This window comes from Arthrobacter sp. MYb214, assembly GCF_002979865.1.
GTDB lineage: Bacteria > Actinomycetota > Actinomycetes > Actinomycetales > Micrococcaceae > Glutamicibacter.
The window spans coordinates 154,334-174,490 of the sequence record NZ_PCPZ01000002.1 but is presented as its reverse complement, the minus strand read 5'-3'; the positions used below and the strand labels follow the sequence as shown (position 1 = coordinate 174,490).

Here is a 20,157-nt window from a genome sequence, read left to right as displayed (position 1 = left end):
GGAGTGACCCAAAACTCAGGTGCCAGTGATCGACGCCTCGGTACCACTCGCAAGGGAAGCACTATGACACAATCCAAGGCCGCCAAGGCCAACCAGCGCCGCGTAGCTTTCGCGACGGTCATCGGAACCACCGTGGAGTGGTACGACTTCTTCATCTACGCCACCGCAGCAGGCCTGGTCTTCAGCCAGCTGTTCTTCGAACCAGCAGGCCAGGAGATCGCGCTGCTGATCTCCTTCGCCTCGGTCGGTCTGTCCTTCCTCTTCCGCCCGCTGGGCGCATTCCTGGCCGGGCACTTCGGCGACAAGATCGGCCGCCGTGCGATGCTGGTCCTGACCCTGGCGCTGATGGGTGCAGCCACCACGCTAATCGGCGTGCTGCCGACCTACGAGACCGCAGGCATCTGGGCGCCGATCATGCTGCTGCTGCTGCGCATCCTGCAGGGCATCTCCGCTGGCGGCGAATGGGGCGGCGCAGTGCTGATGGCCGTCGAGCACGCCTCCGACGGACACCGCGGCCGCGCAGGCTCCTACCCGCAGGTGGGCGTGCCGCTGGGCATGCTGCTGGCCTCGGGCACCATGGCGCTGATGACCGGGGTGATCTCCCCCGGCGATGCGTTCCTCGAATGGGGCTGGCGCGTTCCGTTCCTGGTGTCGATTATCCTGATCGCCGTCGGCTACTTCGTGCGCCGCTCGGTGGACGAGTCCCCGGTCTTCGAGGAAATCAGCGAGAACAAGGCGCAGACCGCTGTGCCGATCCTGGTGCTGTTCAAGAAGCACTGGCCACTGGTGCTCATTGCCGCGCTGGTCTTCGCCGGCAACAACGCCGCAGGCTACATGACCACCGGCGGCTTCTTCCAGGCCTACACCACCAACCCTGATGGCCCGGTCGGGCTGGAGCGCACCGACGTGCTGGTCGCCGTGGCCTTCGGCGCCGCCGTATGGCTGGTCATGACCCTGGTCGCTGGCCTGCTGGCCGACAAGATCGGGCGCAAGCGCACCTACCAGATCGGCTTCATTATTCTGGCAGCTTCGCTCTTCCCGGTCTTCGCACTGGTCAACTCCGGCTCGCTGGGCCTGCTCTACCTGGCCTTCGGCCTGTTCTCCATCGGACTGGGGCTGACCTACGGCCCGCAGGCGGCGCTCTACTCGGAGCTGTTCCCGGCCTCGGTACGCTTCTCCGGCGTCTCGATCTCCTACGCGATCGGCGCGATCGTCGGCGGCGCGTTCGCACCGACCATCGCCCAGGCGCTGGTGCAGGCGACCGGCGGCACCACCGCGGTGGCCATCTACCTGCTGATCGTCGTCGCGATCTCGTTCACCGCGGTCTCGCTGATCCGCGACCGGGCCGGAATCGACCTGTCCTTCCGCAACCAGGCGGAGCAGGAAGTGGGCGCGCTGGTCTTCGACAAGCGCCGCGCTGATGCTGTGAAGGCTACCCAGGACGCCTAGGCGCTGCAAGCATAAGCCCGATGGCCCGTTTCCGAACGGGCCATCGGGCTTTTCTATTTCAGCTTGGTGCGCAGCACATCCAGTCGTTTGCGGAACTCGGTCTATTCGATCTCGCCGCGGGCATTGCGTTCGCGCCGCACCGATTCGGCGCCGGCCGCAGCGCGGGCCACATGCCGTCGGCGGGCTGCGAAGATGATTGCACCGATCAGTCAGGATCCAGAAGGTCGGGGCTACCAGCCCGGGCCGTGCCCATGAATGCCGCGGGCAAGCACCAGCCGTTCCCCTCCTCGACGCGCTCGTGGCGTTGGCGTTCGGCCGCTGTCTTAATGCAGTCCTCCCAGCGGCTGCGCCCCAAGCCCACCAGCGGCACCGAGGATACTCCGGGCGTTGGCCTTGCGGCCTTGGCCCGCGGATGCGGGTGCCTGCTCCGCCAGACAGTAGCCCGGTCAGTGAGCGGCGTTCGTCGAATGCAGTTCTAGTGCCAGGTCATGCATGGCGGTGGCCGCCTTGGACGGGGCGACGGCGCGGGGGCGGGCCAGTGCGACGCGCACCGTTCGGGCCACCGGGTGGATAGGGCGCACCACCAGGTCCAGACCCTCGTAGGAAACATCCACCGCCGGGCGCTGGACCAGCACCGCGTAGCCGAGCCCGCGGGCCACCATGGAGCGGGTCACCTCGAAGTCGGCGGTGCGGTAGCGGATCCACGGTTCGACCCCGGCGGATTCGAACAGGTTCTGCGTGTGCTCGCGGCTCGGCGGGACATCCAGCAGGATCATCGGCTCGCTGGCCAGCCGCACCAGCGGCACCTTCGGCTCTTCGGCCAGCGGATGCCCCGCGGGCAGCAGCACATAGGGTTCGGTGCGGAACAGTTGGGTGCGCTCGATGCCTTCGGGCAGGCCGAAGTCGTAGACGAAGGCCAGATCCAGCGTCCCGGCGGCCAGCATCTGGAAGATCTCCTGCTGCGTGCCGGCGAAGAAATCGACTTCCACCTGCGCGTAGCGCTGCCCGTATTCGGCGAGCAGCTCCGGAAGCACCGTGGGCGCCAGCGACGAGTAGCAGCCCACCCGAACCTTTCCGGCCAGCACTTCCCCGGCACCGCTGGCCATTTGCTCCAGGTCCCTGGAGGCCTGCAGGATTCCCTGTGCCTCGTCCAGCACGTAGCGCCCGGCCGGGGTCAGGCTCACGCCATGGGCCTTGCGCCGGATGGTCAGCTGCGTGTTCAGCACGCGTTCAAGCTCGTTGAGCCCGCCGGTCACCGCGGAGGCTGACAAATTAAGTGACTGCGCGGCGGCGGTGATGGAGCCCAGCTGCCCTACGGCGGCCAGGCATTCGAGCTGACGCAGCGTAAATTTCGGCACTATTCCTCGCTTATTCAGTGGATATTCCTCGAATATAACCATTTTACCCGTGGTTATGGCCTGCCTCACACTAGTGATTGAACAAGGAACCACTAAGGAGACAGCATGAGCACCGCCCCAGCGACCTGCCCGTTCACCGGCGCCCAGGCCACCCCCGGCACCGCACCAGTGCCGCACGCCAGCACCGAATCCGCAGTCCGCGAGGCCCCGGTCGCCGATTGGGTAAAAATCGAGGACCTGTACCGCGATCCGTTCCCGATCTACCAGCGCCTGCGCGCCGAGGCCCCGCTGCACTGGGTCCCGGCGGTGAACCGCTACATGGTGACCTCCTACGCCGCCTGCCACGAGATCGAGCAGGACGAAGCCCGCTTCTCCGCCAACGAGCGCAACTCGCTGATGAAGCGGTCCATGGGCCACTCGATGCTGCGCAAGGACAACCCGGAGCACCAGGTGGACCGCGACTCCTACGGAGCGACCCTGCGCCCGGGCACCATCAAGAAGCACTGGAACGGGATCTTCGCGCAGAACAACGAGAAGTACCTGGGCCAGCTGCTCGCCAAGGGGCCGGGTTCGGACTTCGTCTGGGACTACGCCGCACCGTACACCGCGGAGAACCTGCGGCTGATCTGCGGCTTCCACAATGCCACCCAGCAGGACATGCAGCGCTGGAGCCAGACCATGATCGACGGCACCGGCAACTACGCCGATGACCCAGAGGTCTGGGCCAAGGCAGAGGCTTCCTCGGCAGAGGTCGACGCGGCCATCGACGAGATGCTCCCCTATCTGGCGAAGAACCCGGACCACTCGCTGCTCTCCAACCTGGCCACCATGCCGATCCCGCTGGAAGCCATCCGCGCCAACCTGAAGATGACCATCGGCGGCGGGCTGAACGAGCCGCGCGACGTGCTGGCCACCACCGTTTGGGCGCTGCTGGAGAACCCCGAGCAATTGCAGGCGGTACGCCAGGACCCGGCTTTGCTCCCCAAGGCCTTCGAGGAATCGGTGCGCTGGGTCGCCCCGATCGGCATGTACCCGCGTGAAACCACCCAGGAGCTGGTGCTCGAAGGCATCAGCCTGCCAGCCGGTGCGCGCCTCGGAGTGGTGCTAGGCGCGGCCAACCGCGACCCGTTGGTCTTCGAGGATCCCGAAACGTTCAACATCTTCCGCGAGAAGAAGCCGCACCTGGCCTTCGGCGGCGGTGTGCACTTCTGCGCCGGCACCTGGATCGCCCGGGCCCAGGTGGCCCAGGTCGCCCTGCCGGCGGTCTTCGAGAAGCTGCCCAATCTGCGGTTGGATCCGGCCACCGCCAGCATCGATGCCGGCTGGGTCTTCCGCGGCATGACCAAAATGCGCGTCCTCTGGGACGCCTAATACAAGGAGCCTTCCATGCCTACCATCACCTTTGAACAGCCAAACGGCACCGCGACCGACGTCGAGGTCGCCGAAGGCGGCAACATCATGCGCGCTGCCGTCACCAACGGCATCGCCGGGATCGTCGGCGAATGCGGCGGCCAGGCCATGTGCGCCACCTGCCACGTCTACGTTAACCCCGAGGATGCAGCTGGTCTTCCAGAACTCTCGGAAGACGAAGACGAAATGCTCGACTGCACCACCGCAGAGCGCACCGCGAACAGCCGGCTGGGCTGCCAGGTTTCCCTGGGCGGCGCATTGCAGTCCATCCGCGTGGCCGTACCCTCCGAACAGGTCTGAAATGAACGAAAGCATCCTGATCATCGGCGCCGGCCACGCCGGCGTGCAGCTGGCCGAAACGCTGCGCGAGCACGGCCATGCCGGCGCCATCACCTTGGTCGACCAGGGCGCGCAACAGCCCTACCAGCGCCCTCCGCTGTCCAAGGACTTCGTGGCTTCCGCCCAGGAACCCGAGGTGCTGCCGCTGCGCTCGGAGGACTTCTACGCCCAGCAGCGCATCGAACTGCTGACCGGTGCGCGCGCCACCGCCGTTGACCGCGCCGCACGCACCGTGACCCTGTCCGACGGGCAGCAACGCGGCTATGACCGGCTGGTCTTCGCCACCGGCGCACGCAACCGGGTGCTGTCCTGCCCCGGCGCCGAGGACCCGCGGGTCATCGGGCTGCGCACGCTGCAGGACGCGGAAATCCTGCGCCGGCAGCTGGACGGCGCCCAGCGGGTCGTCGTGGCCGGTGCCGGCTTCATCGGTCTGGAGTTCGCGGCCTCGGCCCGGGCCCGCGGGATCGATGTCACGGTGCTGCACTCCGCTCCCCGGGTGCTGAACCGTTCGGTTTCCGCCCAGCTCTCCAACTGGTTCACCCAGGCCCATCGCGGCGACGGCATCGAGCTGCGCCTGGGCGAAGGCGTGCAGTCCATTGACGTGCAGGAGGATTTGCTAGTGCAATCCTCCGCCGGGGAAAGCTGCCGGGCGGATCTGGTGGTCTACGGCATCGGCGTGCTCCCCAACATTGAGTTGGCCGAAGCATCGGGATTGGAGTGCGAGAACGGCATCCTGGTGGATGCCGCGCTGCGCACCAGCGATGAGCGCGTCTACGCGGTGGGCGACTGCGCCAATGTCGGGCGCGACGGCACGCGGGTGCGGTTGGAGTCGGTGCAGAACGCCGCGGACCAGGCGCGCAGCCTGGCCCGCACCCTGTGCGGCGAGCCCACGGCGTACTCGGAGATTGCCTGGTTCTGGAGCATCCAGGGCCGCCACCGGCTGCAAATCGCCGGGCTGGCCGAGCCCACCGACAGCAGCGTGCTGCTGGGCGACCCGGGCAGCGAAAAATTCTCCATCGCACGGCTGCGCGACGGGCAATTGGTCGCGGTGGAATCCATTAACCGTCCCGCCGACCACGCTGCCGCACGCAAGCTGCTGGCCCGCGGCGAGCGCATCACCGAAGCGATGCTCGCTGGAGCATCCCTGAAGGACCTGGCCAACGCCGCACCGGTCGCGGCCTAGCACCCCCACTACTATCCCAATGAGGTCAGCTCATGAGCACACCCACCCAGCGGCACCCCGGCACCAGCCAGCGGCGCGTCGCCTTCGCCACCGTCATCGGCACCACCATCGAGTGGTACGACTTCTTCATCTACGCCACCGCAGCGGGGCTGATCTTCGCCCACCTGTTCTTCGAACCAGCCGGCGCGCAGATCGGCCTGCTGCTCTCCTTCGCCAGCGTCGGCATTTCCTTCCTCTTCCGCCCGCTGGGCGCGTTCTTAGCCGGGCACTACGGGGACAAAATCGGCCGGCGCGCCATGCTGGTGCTCACCCTGGCCCTCATGGGCGCCTCCACCACGCTGATCGGCGTGCTGCCCACCTATGAGACCGCGGGCGTGCTGGCCCCGATCCTGCTGCTGCTCTTGCGCATCATCCAGGGCATCTCCGCCGGTGGCGAATGGGGCGGCGCGGTGCTGATGGCCGTTGAGCACGCCCCGAAGGACCGTCGCGCCCGGGCCGGCGCCTACCCTCAGCTCGGCGTGCCGCTGGGCATGCTGCTGGCCTCGGGAATGATGGCGCTGATGACCGGCGTGATCTCCCCCGGCGAGCAGTTCATGGCCTGGGGTTGGCGCGTGCCGTTCCTGCTCAGCTTCGTGCTGATCGTGGTGGGCTACTTCATCCGCCGCTCGGTGGACGAGTCCCCGGTCTTCGAGGAGATCGCGCAGAAGAAGGCACAGACCCGCGTTCCGATCGTGGTGCTGTTCAAGAAGCACTGGCTGCTGGTGCTGGTTGCCGCGCTGATTTTCGCTGGCAACAATGCCGCCGGCTACATGACCACCGGCGGATTCCTGCAGGCCTATATGACGGACCCTGAGGGGCCTGTGGGCTTCACCCGCACGCAGGTGCTGCTGGCCGTCTCCTTCGGTGCAGTCATGTGGTTCGCCTTCACCCTGCTCTCCGGGGTCGTGGCCGACAGGATCGGGCGCAAGCGCACCTACCAGATCGGCTTCATCAGCCAGCTGCTGTGCATCTTCCCGCTATTCTGGCTGGTCAACGCCGCTAGCCTGCCGCTGCTCTACGTGGCGTTCGCGTTGTTCGCCATCGGTCTGGGCTTCTCCTACGGTCCGCAGGCCGCGTTGTACTCCGAGCTGTTCCCCGCCTCGGTGCGCTTCTCCGGGGTTTCCATTTCCTACGCTTTCGGCGCGATACTGGGCGGGGCGTTCGCCCCGATGATCGCCACCGCGCTGGTGCAGGCCACCGGCGGGACCACGGCGGTCGGCTGGTACCTGTTCGCGCTTACCGCAATATCGCTGGCGGCGGTCAGCATGGTGCGTGATCGCAGCGGCATCGACTTGGGTATCGGCAACCAGGCCGAGCAGGAAGTCGGCGCGCTGGTCTTCGACAAGCGGACCGCGGGGCAGCCCGTGCCCCAGGACGCGCTGTAGGATCTGCAGGGATCAAAAAACCGGCAGCCCACCATTGGCGGACTGCCGGTTTTTCGCGTCTACTTCGCGGCGTTGCGCTCTGCGGCTTTAATGGACACCACAATCGGGTAATCGGGTTCTCATCCCACCGCACCGCACCAAGATTTCCTTAGGACCGGACCTCGCTGGATTTCTCTGTAAGGTTTATCCAGTGGGCTCTCGACCTCACTGCTTCTCGATGGGGATGTGCAAATCTATTTGCAACGGCGGAGAATTGCGGATGCGATGAAGGGCCGCAGTTTCATAGTCCTGGATACTCTGAAAACCGAGGTGCCTAGCAATCTCAATTCTCATGCTGGTGTTACGAATCGGGAGCGCTTTGATCAGCTCGTCATACGCACAAGCAGTAACATGATCCTTCATCTGCCTGAGAATTTGTGGAAATGGCGAGTCAAAGTTGATCTCGATTGCGTTCTCATCAACCACATCTGGCATGTACTCGACTAGTTTCCTCGCGACCACAGATTTCGAAAGCTGTCCGGTCAGTCTTTCTAACGTCCCGTCCTTTCCTAGCGCCTTCATGGCCGCGCTCTTGGCCTCCTCAACTTTGACCTGAGGATCGTAGCCAAACGTCGAAGCTTGTTGCTCTGCTACTGCCTGCAGCACTTCCGAAGTGTAGTAGAGGTTCTCAATTTCGCTCACCGGCAGAACATGAATACCAAGACTAAATAAGGATTCAATTTCCTGCTCAGATCGCCAGTCCCCATCAACCAAACCGCGTGCTCTGACCCAATGGAAACTCGCACTATTCCGTAGGCCAGACACTGACCGGATGAGCGTATCGCATCCTCCGCTAGGCACCAGTAGCCAATCTGGGAAGAGCACCTTGTAAAGGCTCAGATCATGGCTCGTCGTTTCTCCTTCAATGAAGAGAATCTCCTTCCGCCCACCAAGAATGGCCTGTCGGGCGATTTCAGGCAAGGAGTCGTCCTGTGCAATCTCATGCAGATCCCACTGCATGGCTTGTTCGCCTTCCCACCGCACACCAAACACGGTTAGCACTTTCCCTCTTTGTTCAGAAAGGCTCGCGGCGAGGTCCAGGTCATGGGTCAACACGACAAAAGCACAATCATTACGTGTAGCAATAATGGTTTTTATGAGTTCATCGGAAATTGCTCGATGCAGATGTCTCTCCGGCTCATCGATAATAAACGTCACCCCGGACGGGGCAGTAATAATTTCAGCGGCGAGCAATAGCGCGCTCTTCTCACCATCGGACATCAAATGAATCGGATATGTCACGTCAGAATTGAGATGCTTCGCAAAAAAATTCTCTGTAGAATCCACGCCTATTTCAATTTCCAGGCCCGAAGTTTGAAGCACTGTATTGAACGTGTCGAGAACACGTGGACCTATCCTCCGGGTAACATCTTCAGTGCTCGACCCCGCCTCATACAGATCTACGCGTGCCCTGTTCTCCTGGTTGATCTTGGCTAGCATATCGAACAAGGCAATCCCCGAGCGCTGTGAATCACTGTGATCAAGATAGCGCGAACTAAATTCCTGATCCCAATGCGTGATTTGGGCAAATCGCGTTCTTCGGTCTGCCGGAGTAATGGAAGGTCCCGACTGAGTAAACCACAGTTTTCGTTGCGCTAACACTCTCCGGATAGCCGTTGCCTGCGAATTCCTCGGCATCCACGAAGCCAGAGCAGATTTACCCGAGCCATTCGCCCCTAGGATCGTCAACACCTCTCCCGCACTCACCTGCACGCTGCAGAAACCACCCGTAAACACTGGAATATTCCACTGAGCCAAAGGTGTGGGCACCTCGCCAATTTGAGTCATGAGACCGATATTACGATACCCAACCATCATTCGTTTATTAGCCAAACGAAAAGCCAACGACACACTTACAGAAAAGGACGTCACCTATTAAATCTGATGAACCACTAACATTAATCAGGGAAACGCAAATCTAAATGCTTTCGGAACGGCCTTAAAACCAATTTGCGTCCAGAGGAATTACGTCTCCTAGTAAATACCGCTGCTGGACGTAAAAGACCAACGGCCTGCCATCATGGCAGGCCGTTGGTGTTTGAGTTCATTCGCGTCTAGTTGGCGGCGTTGCGCTCTGCGGCCTCGACCACGTTGTTCAGCAGCATCGCGCGGGTCATCGGGCCCACGCCGCCCGGGTTCGGCGAGATCCACGACGCGACCTCGGCGGCAGCCGGGTCCACGTCGCCGGTGACCTTGCCATCCACGCGGGAAACGCCCACGTCGAGCACGATCGCACCGGGCTTGATGGCGTCGGCCTTGATGATGTGCGGCACGCCGGCAGCGGCGATGATGACATCGGCCTGGGCGAGTAGTTCAGGAAGATTGGTGGTGCCGGTGTGGGCCAGGGTGACGGTCGCGTTCACGTCGCGGCGGGTCAGCAGCAGGCCGACAGGGCGGCCGATGGTCACGCCGCGGCCCAGGACCAGCACGTGCTTGCCGTTCAGGTCGATATCGTGGCGGGCCAGCAGTTCCACGCAGCCCAGCGGGGTGCATGGCAGCGGGGAGGCCATCGGGCGGTTGACGTTGGCGACCAGGCGGCCCAGGTTCATCGGGTGCAGGCCGTCGGCATCCTTGGCCGGATCCATAGCTTCGAGGATCACGTCCGTATCGATGTGCTTGGGCAGCGGCAGCTGCACGATGTAGCCGGTGCAGTCCGGGTTCTCGTTCAGCTCGCGCACCTTGGCCAGCAGCTCGTCCTGGGTGGTTTCCTCGGGCAGGTCCACTCGGATCGACTCGATGCCCACTTCGGCGCAGTCCTTGTGCTTGCCACCGACATACCAGGCCGAGCCCGGGTCGTTGCCAACCAGGATGGTGCCCAGTCCGGTGGTGTGCCCGGCAGCCTTGAGCTTGGCAACGCGTTCGGCCAGTTCCTGCTTGATGGCGGCCGCGGTGGCCTTGCCGTCGAGAATGCGTGCGCTCACGCTGTTCCTTCCGTAGGTGCCCTGTTCCCAAGGCGGGTGGTGTGCAAACCCAGGCGCGCGGCTCGCACGATTAGCTCCCTGGTGGTTACCCACCTAACGCCAGTCACGCGTTCCAGTGTAGCGAAAATGGCTTCGGGAATGACTTTGAAGTGCGCAGGGTTACCTTAAGCGTGTACTCGACAATCGTGATCGGCGCAGGGCAAGCCGGGCTTGCCGCCGCCTACCATCTGGCCAAGCGCGGCATCGACCTCCTGGTGCTCGACGCGAACCCTGCACCAGGCGGGGCCTGGCAGCACCGCTGGGATACCCTCACGCTGGGCGACGCGCATCATATCCACCCCTTGCCCGATTTCCCGCTCCAAGTGCAGGATTCCACCCGACCGGCCTCGCAAGTGGTGTCCGAATACTATGCGGAATACGAACAGTGCTTCGCGTTGCCGGTACGCCACGGCGCACCGGTGACCTCGGTCGAAAACGACGGAGAAAACTTCGTGGTGCACGCCGATGCGGATTACCGGGCGCGCACCATCATCAACGCCACCGGAACCTGGAGCAATCCGTTCTGGCCGGTCTACCCCGGGCACTTCGACGGTCCGCAGGTGCACACAAATGGCTTCGTCTCCCCGCAGCAATTCGCCGGGCAGCGCGTTTTGGTGGTCGGGGCCGGCGCCAGTGCCACCCAGTTCATCGTGCAGTTGCGCGCTGCCGGCGTGGATACCCTGTGGTCCACGCGCAGCGCACCGGACTGGCGCGACGTTCCCACCGGTGCCGAATGGGGCCAGGAAGTGGAGCGCCAGGTCAACGAGCGCACCAGTGCAGGGCTGCCGCCGAAGTCGGTGGTGGGCACCACCGGGTTGCTGCTCACCGAGAAGATGCGTGCCGGGATCGCCTCCGGGGCGCTGGTTTCGCGGGGGAAGATCGACCGGCTGGAATCCGACGCCGTCGTCTTCTCCGACGGGTCACGCGAAAAGATCGATGCGATCCTGTGGGCGACCGGCTTCCGGCATGCCCACCGGCATTTGCGCGATCTGAAACTGCACACCGCGCAGGGCGGCATCCTGATGGAGGACGGGGTGGCTGCCGTGGCGGTGCCGGGGCTGTTCTTCGTCGGCTATGGCGCGTCGGCCTCGACTTTGGGCGCTACCCGGGCAGGGAGGAAGGCGGCGCTGGCAGCCAGCAAGTTCCTGTCCGCGGTTGCGGTATAGCGTGCCCAGTTACTTCTTGCTCACCTTGGTTAGCACGGTGGTGTAGCCGGGTTTCGAGGCCGTCACCCACACGCCCAAGGTCTTCCGGGCATCGGCTTTGACGACCTTGTAGTTCGGCTTGGTGGCCTTGGGGATGATCTTTCCGGAGCGCGTCCATTGGTAGGAGATCTTCACGTTTTTAGTGTTGTAGCTGCCTACCGTGGCTTTTAAGGTCTTGCCGGTGGATTTCTTGCCGGTGATCACCGGCTTCTTCAGGACCTTGAGCTTGGCGGCTGCGATCTTCCCGGTCGCAGTGCTGGTCACGGTCTTGGTAGTGTAGTTGGCCTTGGCATAGGTCACCGAGACTGAGATCCGTTGGTTCAGATCTGCGGGTTTGAGCGCGTAGGTCTTTGCCGTGGCACCTTTGATCTTCTGGCCGCTGCGCAGCCACTGGTACTTAGTGGACTGGGCGGAGGGAGCCGGTGTGGCGGCCTTGGCGGTGAGTTTGGAACCGACTTTTGAGGTTCCAGAGACCTTTGGCTTGGCAACCGTGATCGTACCCTTGACGACCTTGACTGCCGAGCTGGCCGGCAGCCATACCGATTCTCCGTCCGCCGCGTGCAGATTTGCCCGCACGGCGATCTTGCGGTTGGCATAGGACTGAGGTGGGGTATAGGTTTTCGCGGTAGCCCGCGGAATCTCGAAACCGTCGACTAGCCACTGATAATGGCGTGTGAACTCCGGGAAGTATGCGGCGTCGAGGGAAGCGGTGAGCTTCTGTCCCACGATCTTGCTGCCGCTGATCGTCGGCTTGGCGATCGAGGCGACTGTCGCGGCAATCGGCGCTCCGTACTTCATCGTCCCCTGCGCCGAGGGGACCCATACTTCGCCGTTTTGACGAACTGCTTTCGTCTCATAGTTCAGCGCGATGACTTTCTTGGAGTCTTCGCGCACCAGCTGGTAGCTCTCTCCCACGGCACCGGGAATCGGTGCCCCGTTGCGGGTCCACTGCAGGGCCGTGTATGGGTAATTGGTTGTCGGTGCCAGCAGGTCATCTCCCACGACCGCCGCGTCATGGCCCGCCAGCGACGGGTTCCTGTTCAGTGAAATTCGGCCGAGCTGGGCAGTATCGCGCACGCCAATGTGCCAGCTGGCTGCGTAGCTGACAGACTTCAGATTCTCCTGTCCCGGGATCACCGCCTCGAAGTCGGTGAGTTCAGCCGCCACACCCGCGTATCCGGCTTTGTTCGCGGTGAATCCGGTGGGGCTGATCTGGCCCAGGATTCGTTCGCGGGTGTATTCCCACGGCTTGAGCACACTGCCATCCACCGTGATCACCGGTTCAATTTCCGTGCTGGCACCGATCTTCAGTTCGATGAGCGGCTTGGTGTAGCTAGCCAGATCCAGTACTTCGAGATCAGACAGATCCTTGGCCCAGCGATAATCCGTCGAACTCGTGGCGAGCACTTCAAGTTCCTTCAGGTCAGACAACTGTCCCAGCCCAGCCAGCTGCACCTGCTGCCCCTTGGGGAATGTCAATGACAGTGACTCCAGCACTGGCAGCTTGGCTAGTTCCGCGATGATTTCCTGTGGAGCCTTATTGATCCGCACCGATTGCAACTGGGGGTTGGCGGCCAGGACTTCCAGCCCACCGAGCGCCTGCTCCTTCTGGGTGTCGACGCCGATCCACTGGATATCGCGCGTCATCGGCAGTTCCTGCAACGATGCCACGTTCTTGCAGGACAAACCCACGACGACACTAGCGGTCTCATCCAAGTACTCAAAGCAGTCTGCAGGGCTGATAGCACCGTGGGCTGGGGGCACGAGCCCGGCGAATACCAAGGCGGTGGCGCCTATAACCGAAGTAAAACGATGCAGCAGCCTCATGTGTTTCCCCAAGCGTGAAAATGCCAAATTTATAGACATCATGTCATAGCGCGGCCAGGTATTGATCATTAGTTCGCACGGTGTTTTTTGAAGACGCATAAAGCACCTCGGCTGAGTGCGGAAACCTGCTGATGATCCAGTAGCTTCGACGCCTAACTGTGTAACTCCACCGAGACGAATGTGCATGCAGCGCGCCAGCCGGTTAATCTCAATGCATGAACAATTTCATCGTCACCCTATCTTGCATCGACCGTCCCGGCATCGTCCATGCCATTTCCGGGGGTCTACTGGGTGCCGGTTGCAATATCACCGAGTCCCAGCAGTTCCTCTCGCCCGAAACCGGCACCTTCTTCATGCGCATCGAGGTAGCCACCGAGCAGTCCCTGGAACAGATCCGCGCAGGGCTCGCGCCCATCCGCGATGACTTCCACATGTCCCTCCGTGTGGACGACGGCGCCAAGCGCACCCGCACCATGATCATGTGCTCCAAGGCCGGGCATGCGCTCAATGACCTGTTGTTCGCCCAGCGTGCTGGCACCTTGCCCATCGATGTGCCGGTGATCGTCTCCAACCACCTGGATTTGAAGCCGATGGCCGACTTCTACGGGGTGGACTTCGTGCACCTGCCGGTGACCAAGGAGAACAAGTCCCAGGCCGAGGCTGAGCTGCTCAAGCTCGCCGAGGACTACGGCATCGAACTGGTGGTGCTTGCTCGCTACATGCAGATCCTTTCGGATTCGCTCTGCGAGCGCATGGAAGGCCGGGTCATCAACATCCACCACTCCTTCCTGCCCTCATTCAAGGGCGCCAAGCCGTACCACCAGGCCTACGCCCGCGGCGTGAAGCTGATCGGTGCCACCGCGCACTACGTCACCGCGGACCTCGATGAAGGTCCGATCATCGACCAGGAAGTCACCCACGTCTCGCACACGCGCACCGCCGAGCAGCTCGTTGAGCTGGGCCGCAGCGTGGAGGGCCGGACGCTGACCCGCGCCGTGCAGTGGCATGCTGAGCATCGCGTGATGCTCGACGGCCAGCGCACCATCGTCTTCTCGTGACTCGCCCCGTGCGCCTGAGCCAATTAGAGTAGGTGGCATGAGCCACATGATTACTATTGACGGGTCGACCCCACAGGTCGGCGAGAACGTTTTTGTCGCACCCACCGCAGTGTTGAGCGGGGATGTCGCCCTCGCGGATCGCTCCAGCGCCTTCTATGGCGTCTCCGTGCGCGGCGATTCGGCGCCGATTCGTGTGGGTGAAGGCACCAACTTGCAGGACAACGTCGTGCTTCACGCGGATGCCGGTTTCCCTTGCACCCTGGGCGCGGGAGTGTCGGTGGGACACTCGGCGGTTGTGCACGGCGCCACCGTAGGTGACGGCTGCCTTGTGGGCATGAGCGCGACCATCATGAATGGCGCGGTGATTGGCGAGCAGTCACTTGTGGCTGCCGGCGCGCTGGTGCTGGAAGGCACCCAGGTTCCACCGCGGTCGCTGGTGGCCGGCGTTCCGGCGAAGGTGCGCCGCGAACTGAGCGATGAAGAAGTCGCCGGGTTGAAGACCAACGCTGATCACTATCTCGTGCTGGCAGCCAAGCATCTGGAAGCCAACGCCTAGAGTTTGCGAGGTCCTGGAAGCGCACTGCTTCCAGGACCTTTCGCTTTAAGCATTGTGCGTGCTGCTCATGGCTCGGCGATTTCGACGTCCAGCAACCCAGCACGCCACTTCACCGTGGTCTCCTCCGCCAATGCTTCGGCCTCCAACCCTTCGGCCGGAGTCATGAAATAGGTGTTGATCCGCAAATTCTGCTCCGGATCCAACTCCGGCGGCAACAGCACCATCGGCCGGCTCCCAGGGATCTTCACCGCCTGGAACAATCCGCAATGCCTGGCCGTATGGTGAATCAAGCAATTCAACACCGCAGACTTGATATCAGTGCGCCCGCCCTTCTCCCACGGATCCAGATGATCCGCTTCGCACCGCTGCGCAGGCATGCTGCACCCGGGATAGGAACAGCCTCGATAGGCTGCCCGCAGGGCTCGGACTTGGGCCTTGGTGAATAGCCGCTGCGTTCGTCCGAGATCCAAGGGCAGGCTCTTGCCGTTCAGCACCACCGGGAGAATCCCGGCATTGCACAGTGCGGTCCTGGTTTCTCCCGGGGATAGCAGAATCCCCGAGGAGGTCACAGCGAAATCCTCGGTCCGCTGTTGCAATTTATCCCAATCCAAGATGACGCTCACCTGCGCGCTGGCAAGTCCTGATTGCTGTTCCGGCGGGCCTCCGCTGGGTTTCCGTTCGCTCATCAGCAAGGCCATGAAACCAACGAGTCGTCTTCGCTCGGGTTTCAGGTCTTCCCATTCAGCGTTGGCCGGCTTCGCTTCGGCGGAAGCAACTTCTGGCTGGAGCTCATCATTTCCGCAGTGGAGATTCTCGTCTTCCGAGTCGAGATCTCCAATGTCCTCCGTAGCGTCGCCACCCGGTCCGTCTTTTGCCCAGTCGGGTTTGCTTTCATCATCGTCCCAGCCGCTGGTTTCCTCACCGGTGAACTGGGCATCAACGTCTTTCAAGCCCTCGCGGTTGCCGGCAACGGTGGACGGATTATCCAGATTGGCGAAGTAGGCCTCGATGTATGCGGCATGCGATGGGAGAACACGAATGATGTATTCAACCAGCCCTTTGCGCATACCGCGCTTGAAGATCCCGATTCCGTCGAGCAGAGCCTTGAGCGGGCGCTGGCCCGCTTTGATCTGCGAGACCATGTCGTTGATGTGCTTGCGCGCTGACTTGGGCTCTGAACGCAGGAAGGCTGCGGATTCTGCCTGGAGCTGCTGCTTCTTCGCCTCTGCGGCTTTGCCTTCGCCCAGATCCTTGCGGAGCGAATGCAGCTTCATTGCCGCCGAGGCAACCAGCCGCGGATCAATGCTCGGGTCGTCGAACTGCGTAGCAAGCTCCGGCAGCCACGGATCAGTCGGTTGTCCTGCCTCGTCCGTGCCGCCAAGCAGGCAGTCGGCCTGCACCAGGCGGGCGGCGGCGGTGCTGCGCGGGATATCCAGCCAGTCGGTCATCAGTCCTTTGGCGTCCTTGAAATGCGTGCGCGCTGTCGTGGTGCGCCCCTTCGCGGCTTCGATTTGCTCGACGGTGGGGTGGGCCCCGAGATCGGAGATGGCCTGGAAGGATTCCTGGTCGAGCTTGTGGGCGCCGGTACGCCGCAGGGCAGCTGCCGCGTGGACCTGGGTCCGGGCGAGAGATTGGGACGTGTCTTCAGCGAGCATCGAAAAATAGGCGGCCTGGCCGGCGGTGAGGCCGCCTTGGGCCAGGACATGGGTCGCTGAAGCGGCCAACGCGTTGGCGTCGGCCAGGTCCTTCAGCGCTTGCGCGATTTCTCTGCTCATGGGTACACCATGCCCCGCAGAAATGGATCTGCAGGGCATGCGTGTACGGGCTGTGGACAAGTCTAGTTGCCGGCTTCAACCGGCAGCCAGAGCTCGCAGGTCGCGGTGCTGAAGTCCGGGGCCCGATCGAGCACGGCGACAATGGACGGCCCCACGCGCAAACGCCACGGATTGGACGGGAACCACGCGGTAGCGGTGGCGGCGTAGAGGTCCTGCAACGCTGACGGGTAGGGGCCCGAAACGCTGAAGACCGCCCACTGGCCAGCAGGAACCTGGATCATGTCCAGGTCCTTGGGCACCTGGATGCCACCGGGTACGGCGACACCGTGCAGGTAGGTCAGCTCGCTGCCTTCGCGGTAATCGGGGTCTACCTGGTCGCTGACCTGCAGCAAACCGGCAGGTTGCGCGGAAGACAGCTCCTTGAGCCGAGCGTGCTCGGCTATCGGGATGGAGGCGATGTGGGCCTGGATGTGCGGGTTGGCACCGTTGTGAATCAGCGGTACCTGCGTGGCGTATCCAATAAGCTGGAATTCTTCTCGATCAACTATTCGTGCATCCATGGGACGATTCCCTTCGACGGTCAGGCTGAACCTGATGATTGGTTGGCTTCGAAGGGGGCCACCATTCTCGCGGACATCGGCCACGGACGCGCCATGCACCGCTCGGAAGGCCCGGCCGAATGCTTCGGCCGAACCATAGTCGTAACGGATCGCGATGCTCAGCAGGTCCTGACCGGCAAGCAGATCCGCGGCGGCCTGGGTCATGCGGCGCCGGCGGATGTACTCGGAGACCGGCATGCCGGACAGCGAGGAGAACATCCGCCGCACATGGTATTCGGTGCTGCCTTCGGTGCGCAGCAGGTCAGCGAGGTTGATCTCGGCGCGTAGCTGAGCCTCGATTTGCTCGATGAGCCGATTGAGAATTCCGATCATGATTCCACCCTTCCCCAACTACTATTCTTCAGGGTAGGGGCACGCCGCCCGATAATCGCGGTTCGAAGCGATCAGGCGTTTTCCAGAGTCTTTTCACATACCCGGGCGACGACCGGTTTGGACGCCGCGCGGGCCGCGGACAGGCCGCGTTCCAGATCGGCAATCAGGTCCTCGGGCTCTTCAATGCCCACCGAGAGGCGGACCAGATTGGCCGGGATTTCCAGCGGGGTGCCGATCAGCGAAGCGTGGGTCATTTCGCGCGGATAGCAGACCAGCGATTCCACCCCGCCCAGGGACACCGAGAGCTGGAAGTACTCCATGGATTGGGCGAAGGCGCGGGCAGCGGCTTCATCGGAGAGCTGCAAGGAGAGGATCCCGCCAAAGCCGCGGCCGGCCGCGGACTGGGATTTGGCCAGTTCGTGGCCCGGATGGCGTTCCAGTCCCGGGTAGTAGACGCGGGTGACCTCGGGCTGGTCATCGAGCCAGCGGGCCAGGGTGGAAGCGGTAGCCCCGTGGCGTTCCATGCGCAGGCCCAGAGTCTTCAGCCCGCGAGCGGCCAGGTAGGAATCCTGCGGACCGGAGACCGCGCCGCCGGCGAACTGCTGGTAGCCCACGGCTTCGGCCAGGCTCTGCCCGCGGTGCAGGTGATCGGCCACGATGACCGCACCACCGAGCACATCGGAGTGCCCGCCGATGTACTTGGTGGTGGAATGGACCACCGCGTGGGCGCCGAAATCCAGCGGCCGCTGCAGGTACGGGGTGGCGAAGGTGTTGTCCACCACCAGCAGGGCGCCGTGTTCGCGGGCGATGGCAGCCCAGCCGGCCAGGTCGGCGATGCCCAGCAGCGGGTTGGACGGGGTTTCCACCCAGAGCAGCGCGGTGTTCGGGCGCATCGCGGCGCGCACCGCATCCAGGTTGGTGATGTCCACCGCCGAAGAGGTGATCCCCCATTTGCCGTGCAGCTTCGAGATCAGCCGGTTGGTGCCGCCGTAGCCATCGGCACCCAGCACGATGTGATCGCCCGGCGCCAGCACTGCGCGCAGCAGCGCATCTTCGGCCGCGATGCCCGAAGCGAAGGAGAAGCCGGCGGCGCCGCCTTCCAGCGCGGTGAGCTGGGATTCGAACCCGTTGCGGGTCGGGTTGGAGCCGCGCGAGTATTCGTGCCCGGCGCGCAGCACGTTGATGCCGTCCTGGATGAAGGTGCTGGTCTGGTAGATCGGCGGGATCACCGCACCGGTGTGCGGGTCCTTGTGCTGGCCTGCGTGCACGGCGAGGGTGTTGAAGCCGCTCATGCGAAACTCACTTCCTTGGTGCCGGCGGTGGCCTGGGTTGCGGCCAATGCAAGATCCAGCGATTGGGTGATATCTGCGAGCAGGTCGGCGGAGTCTTCCAATCCCACCGACAGGCGCAGGGTGGAGGTGTTCAGGCCCGCGGCGGCCAGCTGCTGCTCCGAGAGCCGGCAGTGCGTCATGGTCGCCGGGTGGGAGACCATGGTGCGGGTGTCCCCCACATTCGCGGCCAGTGAAATCAGCTTGAGCCCGTCGATTACCGGGGAAACCAGCGACGGGTGGGCCAGCTCGATGGCCAGCACGCAGCCGGTGCCCTTGGGCGTGAGCGTCCGGGCCAGCTCGTGGCTGGGGTGGCAGGGCAGCGAAGGGTGGTGGATGGCGGCAATGCCCGGATACTCGGCAAGCGCGTCGATCAGCCTGGTGACGCTGCGCTGCACGTGGGCGGCGCGCACCGGCAGGGTCTCGATGCCTGCAAGGATGCCCTGGGCGCTGGCGGGGGCCAGGGTCGGGCCCAGGTCGTGCAGGAACTTGGAGCGCACCAGCATTGCGTAGGCGGCCGGTCCGTGGCGCTCAAGCAGCGAGGTGTTGTTCAGCCGCACCCGTGGGGCGGCGATCTGTGGCCAGCGGGCGGCATCGGAGAAGTCGAATTTCCCCGAGTCCACCACGACGCCGCCGAGCACCGAGCCGTGCCCGGCCAGGCCCTTGGTGGCCGAGTGCACCACGATGTCGGCACCGAGTTCCAGAGGCCGAATATTCAGCGGGGTGGCCAGGGTGTTGTCGACCACCACCGGGATGTTGTGCTCGTGGGCGATCGCCGCGATGGCGGGCAGATCGGCCACGGTGCACAGCGGGTTGGAGACGGACTCCAGGAAGAACGCCCGGGTGTCCGACTCAATGGCAGCGGCCCAGGCGGACGGATCGGCCTGGTCGACAAAGCTGATGCGGATGCCGAAGTCCGCGAAGGTGTCGGTGAACAGGTCCACGGTGCCGCCATAGAGCGAGGAGGAGGCCACGATGTGCTTGGGGCCCTGGGTCAGGGCCAGCAGGGACAGGGCCACGGCGGCCTGCCCGGTGGCGGTGGCCACCGCGTGGGCCCCGCCTTCCAGGGCGGCCACGCGCTGTTCGAGAATCGAGACGGTGGGGTTGCCGGTGCGCGAGTAGGTGAAGCCGGCCTGGCGCAGCGCGAACTTCTCGACCGCTTCGGCGTGCGATGCGAATTGGTAGGCTGCGGAATTGTGCAGCGGCGGCAGCATCGGGCGGAAGTCTCCGCTCGGGCGGTACCCTGCGTGCACCGCGTCGGTTTCCTGGCTCATGGCTCCTCCTCGATTCTCTGCGAGGGAGTGCACCGATTAG

General features: G+C 63.6%; 16 protein-coding genes. 8 read left to right on the top strand and 8 right to left on the bottom strand.

Features of this window, described 5'->3' with window-relative positions; genetic code table 11:
• Positions 1-63 precede the first annotated feature (63 nt).
• Positions 64-1,449: an MFS transporter gene (locus CQ012_RS06550; RefSeq protein WP_105657411.1), complete on the top strand. Its 1,386-nt coding sequence runs from the start codon at positions 64-66 to the stop codon at positions 1,447-1,449.
• 446 nt (positions 1,450-1,895) lie between these two features.
• Here the strand turns inward: CQ012_RS06550 and CQ012_RS06545 are convergent, their stop codons facing one another.
• Positions 1,896-2,807 (bottom strand): LysR substrate-binding domain-containing protein, encoded by a 912-nt coding sequence (locus CQ012_RS06545; protein WP_181149028.1) that lies wholly within the window; start codon positions 2,805-2,807, stop codon positions 1,896-1,898.
• A 105-nt stretch (positions 2,808-2,912) separates the two neighbouring features.
• Between CQ012_RS06545 and CQ012_RS06540 the strand changes: the two genes are divergently transcribed.
• The 4 genes from CQ012_RS06540 to CQ012_RS06525 are packed head-to-tail and all read left to right on the top strand — an operon-like array spanning position 2,913 to position 7,163.
• On the top strand, positions 2,913-4,178 hold the full coding sequence (locus CQ012_RS06540; protein WP_105657409.1) for a cytochrome P450: 1,266 nt from the start codon (positions 2,913-2,915) through the stop codon (positions 4,176-4,178).
• Positions 4,179-4,193: 15 nt separating this feature from the next.
• Positions 4,194-4,517 carry a 2Fe-2S iron-sulfur cluster-binding protein gene (locus CQ012_RS06535; RefSeq protein WP_105657408.1) on the top strand — a complete coding sequence of 108 codons (324 nt, stop codon included), beginning with the start codon at positions 4,194-4,196 and terminating at the stop codon, positions 4,515-4,517.
• 1 nt (position 4,518) lies between these two features.
• Positions 4,519-5,739, top strand: coding sequence for an NAD(P)/FAD-dependent oxidoreductase (locus CQ012_RS06530; protein ID WP_105657407.1), 1,221 nt, complete (start codon positions 4,519-4,521; stop codon positions 5,737-5,739).
• 32 nt (positions 5,740-5,771) lie between these two features.
• Positions 5,772-7,163, top strand: a complete 1,392-nt coding sequence (locus tag CQ012_RS06525) for an MFS transporter (protein WP_105657406.1) — start codon at positions 5,772-5,774, stop codon at positions 7,161-7,163.
• A 204-nt stretch (positions 7,164-7,367) separates the two neighbouring features.
• Here the strand turns inward: CQ012_RS06525 and CQ012_RS06520 are convergent, their stop codons facing one another.
• On the bottom strand, positions 7,368-8,990 hold the full coding sequence (locus tag CQ012_RS06520) for an AAA family ATPase (RefSeq protein ID WP_181148836.1): 1,623 nt from the start codon (positions 8,988-8,990) through the stop codon (positions 7,368-7,370).
• A gap of 266 nt (positions 8,991-9,256) precedes the next feature.
• Positions 9,257-10,123, bottom strand: a complete 867-nt coding sequence (locus tag CQ012_RS06515; RefSeq protein WP_105661683.1) for a bifunctional methylenetetrahydrofolate dehydrogenase/methenyltetrahydrofolate cyclohydrolase — start codon at positions 10,121-10,123, stop codon at positions 9,257-9,259.
• A 170-nt stretch (positions 10,124-10,293) separates the two neighbouring features.
• Between CQ012_RS06515 and CQ012_RS06510 the strand changes: the two genes are divergently transcribed.
• Complete coding sequence (locus CQ012_RS06510; protein WP_105661682.1) at positions 10,294-11,328, top strand: flavin-containing monooxygenase; 1,035 nt, start codon at positions 10,294-10,296, stop codon at positions 11,326-11,328.
• A 9-nt stretch (positions 11,329-11,337) separates the two neighbouring features.
• Here the strand turns inward: CQ012_RS06510 and CQ012_RS06505 are convergent, their stop codons facing one another.
• Positions 11,338-13,083: a hypothetical protein gene (locus CQ012_RS06505; RefSeq protein ID WP_219844351.1), complete on the bottom strand. Its 1,746-nt coding sequence runs from the start codon at positions 13,081-13,083 to the stop codon at positions 11,338-11,340.
• Between the two features lie 326 nt (positions 13,084-13,409).
• On the opposite strand from CQ012_RS06505, the gene purU reads away from it, so the two are divergent.
• Both purU and CQ012_RS06495 read left to right on the top strand, forming a co-directional pair.
• Positions 13,410-14,252: a formyltetrahydrofolate deformylase gene (purU, locus tag CQ012_RS06500; protein WP_105661680.1), complete on the top strand. Its 843-nt coding sequence runs from the start codon at positions 13,410-13,412 to the stop codon at positions 14,250-14,252.
• A 37-nt stretch (positions 14,253-14,289) separates the two neighbouring features.
• Complete coding sequence (locus CQ012_RS06495) at positions 14,290-14,808, top strand: gamma carbonic anhydrase family protein (protein ID WP_105661679.1); 519 nt, start codon at positions 14,290-14,292, stop codon at positions 14,806-14,808.
• A gap of 65 nt (positions 14,809-14,873) precedes the next feature.
• Here the strand turns inward: CQ012_RS06495 and CQ012_RS06490 are convergent, their stop codons facing one another.
• The 4 genes from CQ012_RS06490 to CQ012_RS06475 all read right to left on the bottom strand — a co-directional run bounded on the left by CQ012_RS06490 (position 14,874) and on the right by CQ012_RS06475 (position 20,117).
• On the bottom strand, positions 14,874-16,583 hold the full coding sequence (locus CQ012_RS06490; protein WP_105661678.1) for an HNH endonuclease signature motif containing protein: 1,710 nt from the start codon (positions 16,581-16,583) through the stop codon (positions 14,874-14,876).
• Between the two features lie 62 nt (positions 16,584-16,645).
• The gene (locus CQ012_RS06485; protein WP_105661677.1) at positions 16,646-17,515 is read right to left on the bottom strand and encodes an AraC family transcriptional regulator; all 870 of its coding nucleotides are present in this window, start codon (positions 17,513-17,515) and stop codon (positions 16,646-16,648) included.
• A gap of 71 nt (positions 17,516-17,586) precedes the next feature.
• Positions 17,587-18,807, bottom strand: coding sequence for a cystathionine gamma-synthase (locus CQ012_RS06480; protein ID WP_105661676.1), 1,221 nt, complete (start codon positions 18,805-18,807; stop codon positions 17,587-17,589).
• Entirely contained in the window at positions 18,804-20,117 is a 1,314-nt protein-coding gene (locus CQ012_RS06475) for an O-acetylhomoserine aminocarboxypropyltransferase/cysteine synthase family protein (protein WP_105661675.1), read from the bottom strand. Before CQ012_RS06475 ends, CQ012_RS06480 begins: the two co-directional genes overlap by 4 nt.
• Positions 20,118-20,157: the final 40 nt, after the last annotated feature.

Excerpts from the sequence above, each read along its gene's own strand:
- CQ012_RS06485 (WP_105661677.1), bottom strand. The coding sequence starts at position 17,515 with ATGATCGGAATTCTCAATCGGCTCATCGAGCAAATCGAGGCTCAGCTA.
- CQ012_RS06525 (WP_105657406.1), top strand. The coding sequence starts at position 5,772 with ATGAGCACACCCACCCAGCGGCACCCCGGCACCAGCCAGCGGCGCGTC.
- CQ012_RS06480 (WP_105661676.1), bottom strand. The coding sequence starts at position 18,807 with ATGAGCGGCTTCAACACCCTCGCCGTGCACGCAGGCCAGCACAAGGAC.
- CQ012_RS06520 (WP_181148836.1), bottom strand. The coding sequence starts at position 8,990 with ATGACTCAAATTGGCGAGGTGCCCACACCTTTGGCTCAGTGGAATATT.
- purU (WP_105661680.1), top strand. The coding sequence starts at position 13,410 with ATGAACAATTTCATCGTCACCCTATCTTGCATCGACCGTCCCGGCATC.
- CQ012_RS06535 (WP_105657408.1), top strand. The coding sequence starts at position 4,194 with ATGCCTACCATCACCTTTGAACAGCCAAACGGCACCGCGACCGACGTC.
- CQ012_RS06495 (WP_105661679.1), top strand. The coding sequence starts at position 14,290 with ATGAGCCACATGATTACTATTGACGGGTCGACCCCACAGGTCGGCGAG.
- CQ012_RS06530 (WP_105657407.1), top strand. The coding sequence starts at position 4,519 with ATGAACGAAAGCATCCTGATCATCGGCGCCGGCCACGCCGGCGTGCAG.
- CQ012_RS06475 (WP_105661675.1), bottom strand. The coding sequence starts at position 20,117 with ATGAGCCAGGAAACCGACGCGGTGCACGCAGGGTACCGCCCGAGCGGA.
- CQ012_RS06490 (WP_105661678.1), bottom strand. The coding sequence starts at position 16,583 with ATGAGCAGAGAAATCGCGCAAGCGCTGAAGGACCTGGCCGACGCCAAC.
- CQ012_RS06550 (WP_105657411.1), top strand. The coding sequence starts at position 64 with ATGACACAATCCAAGGCCGCCAAGGCCAACCAGCGCCGCGTAGCTTTC.
- CQ012_RS06540 (WP_105657409.1), top strand. The coding sequence starts at position 2,913 with ATGAGCACCGCCCCAGCGACCTGCCCGTTCACCGGCGCCCAGGCCACC.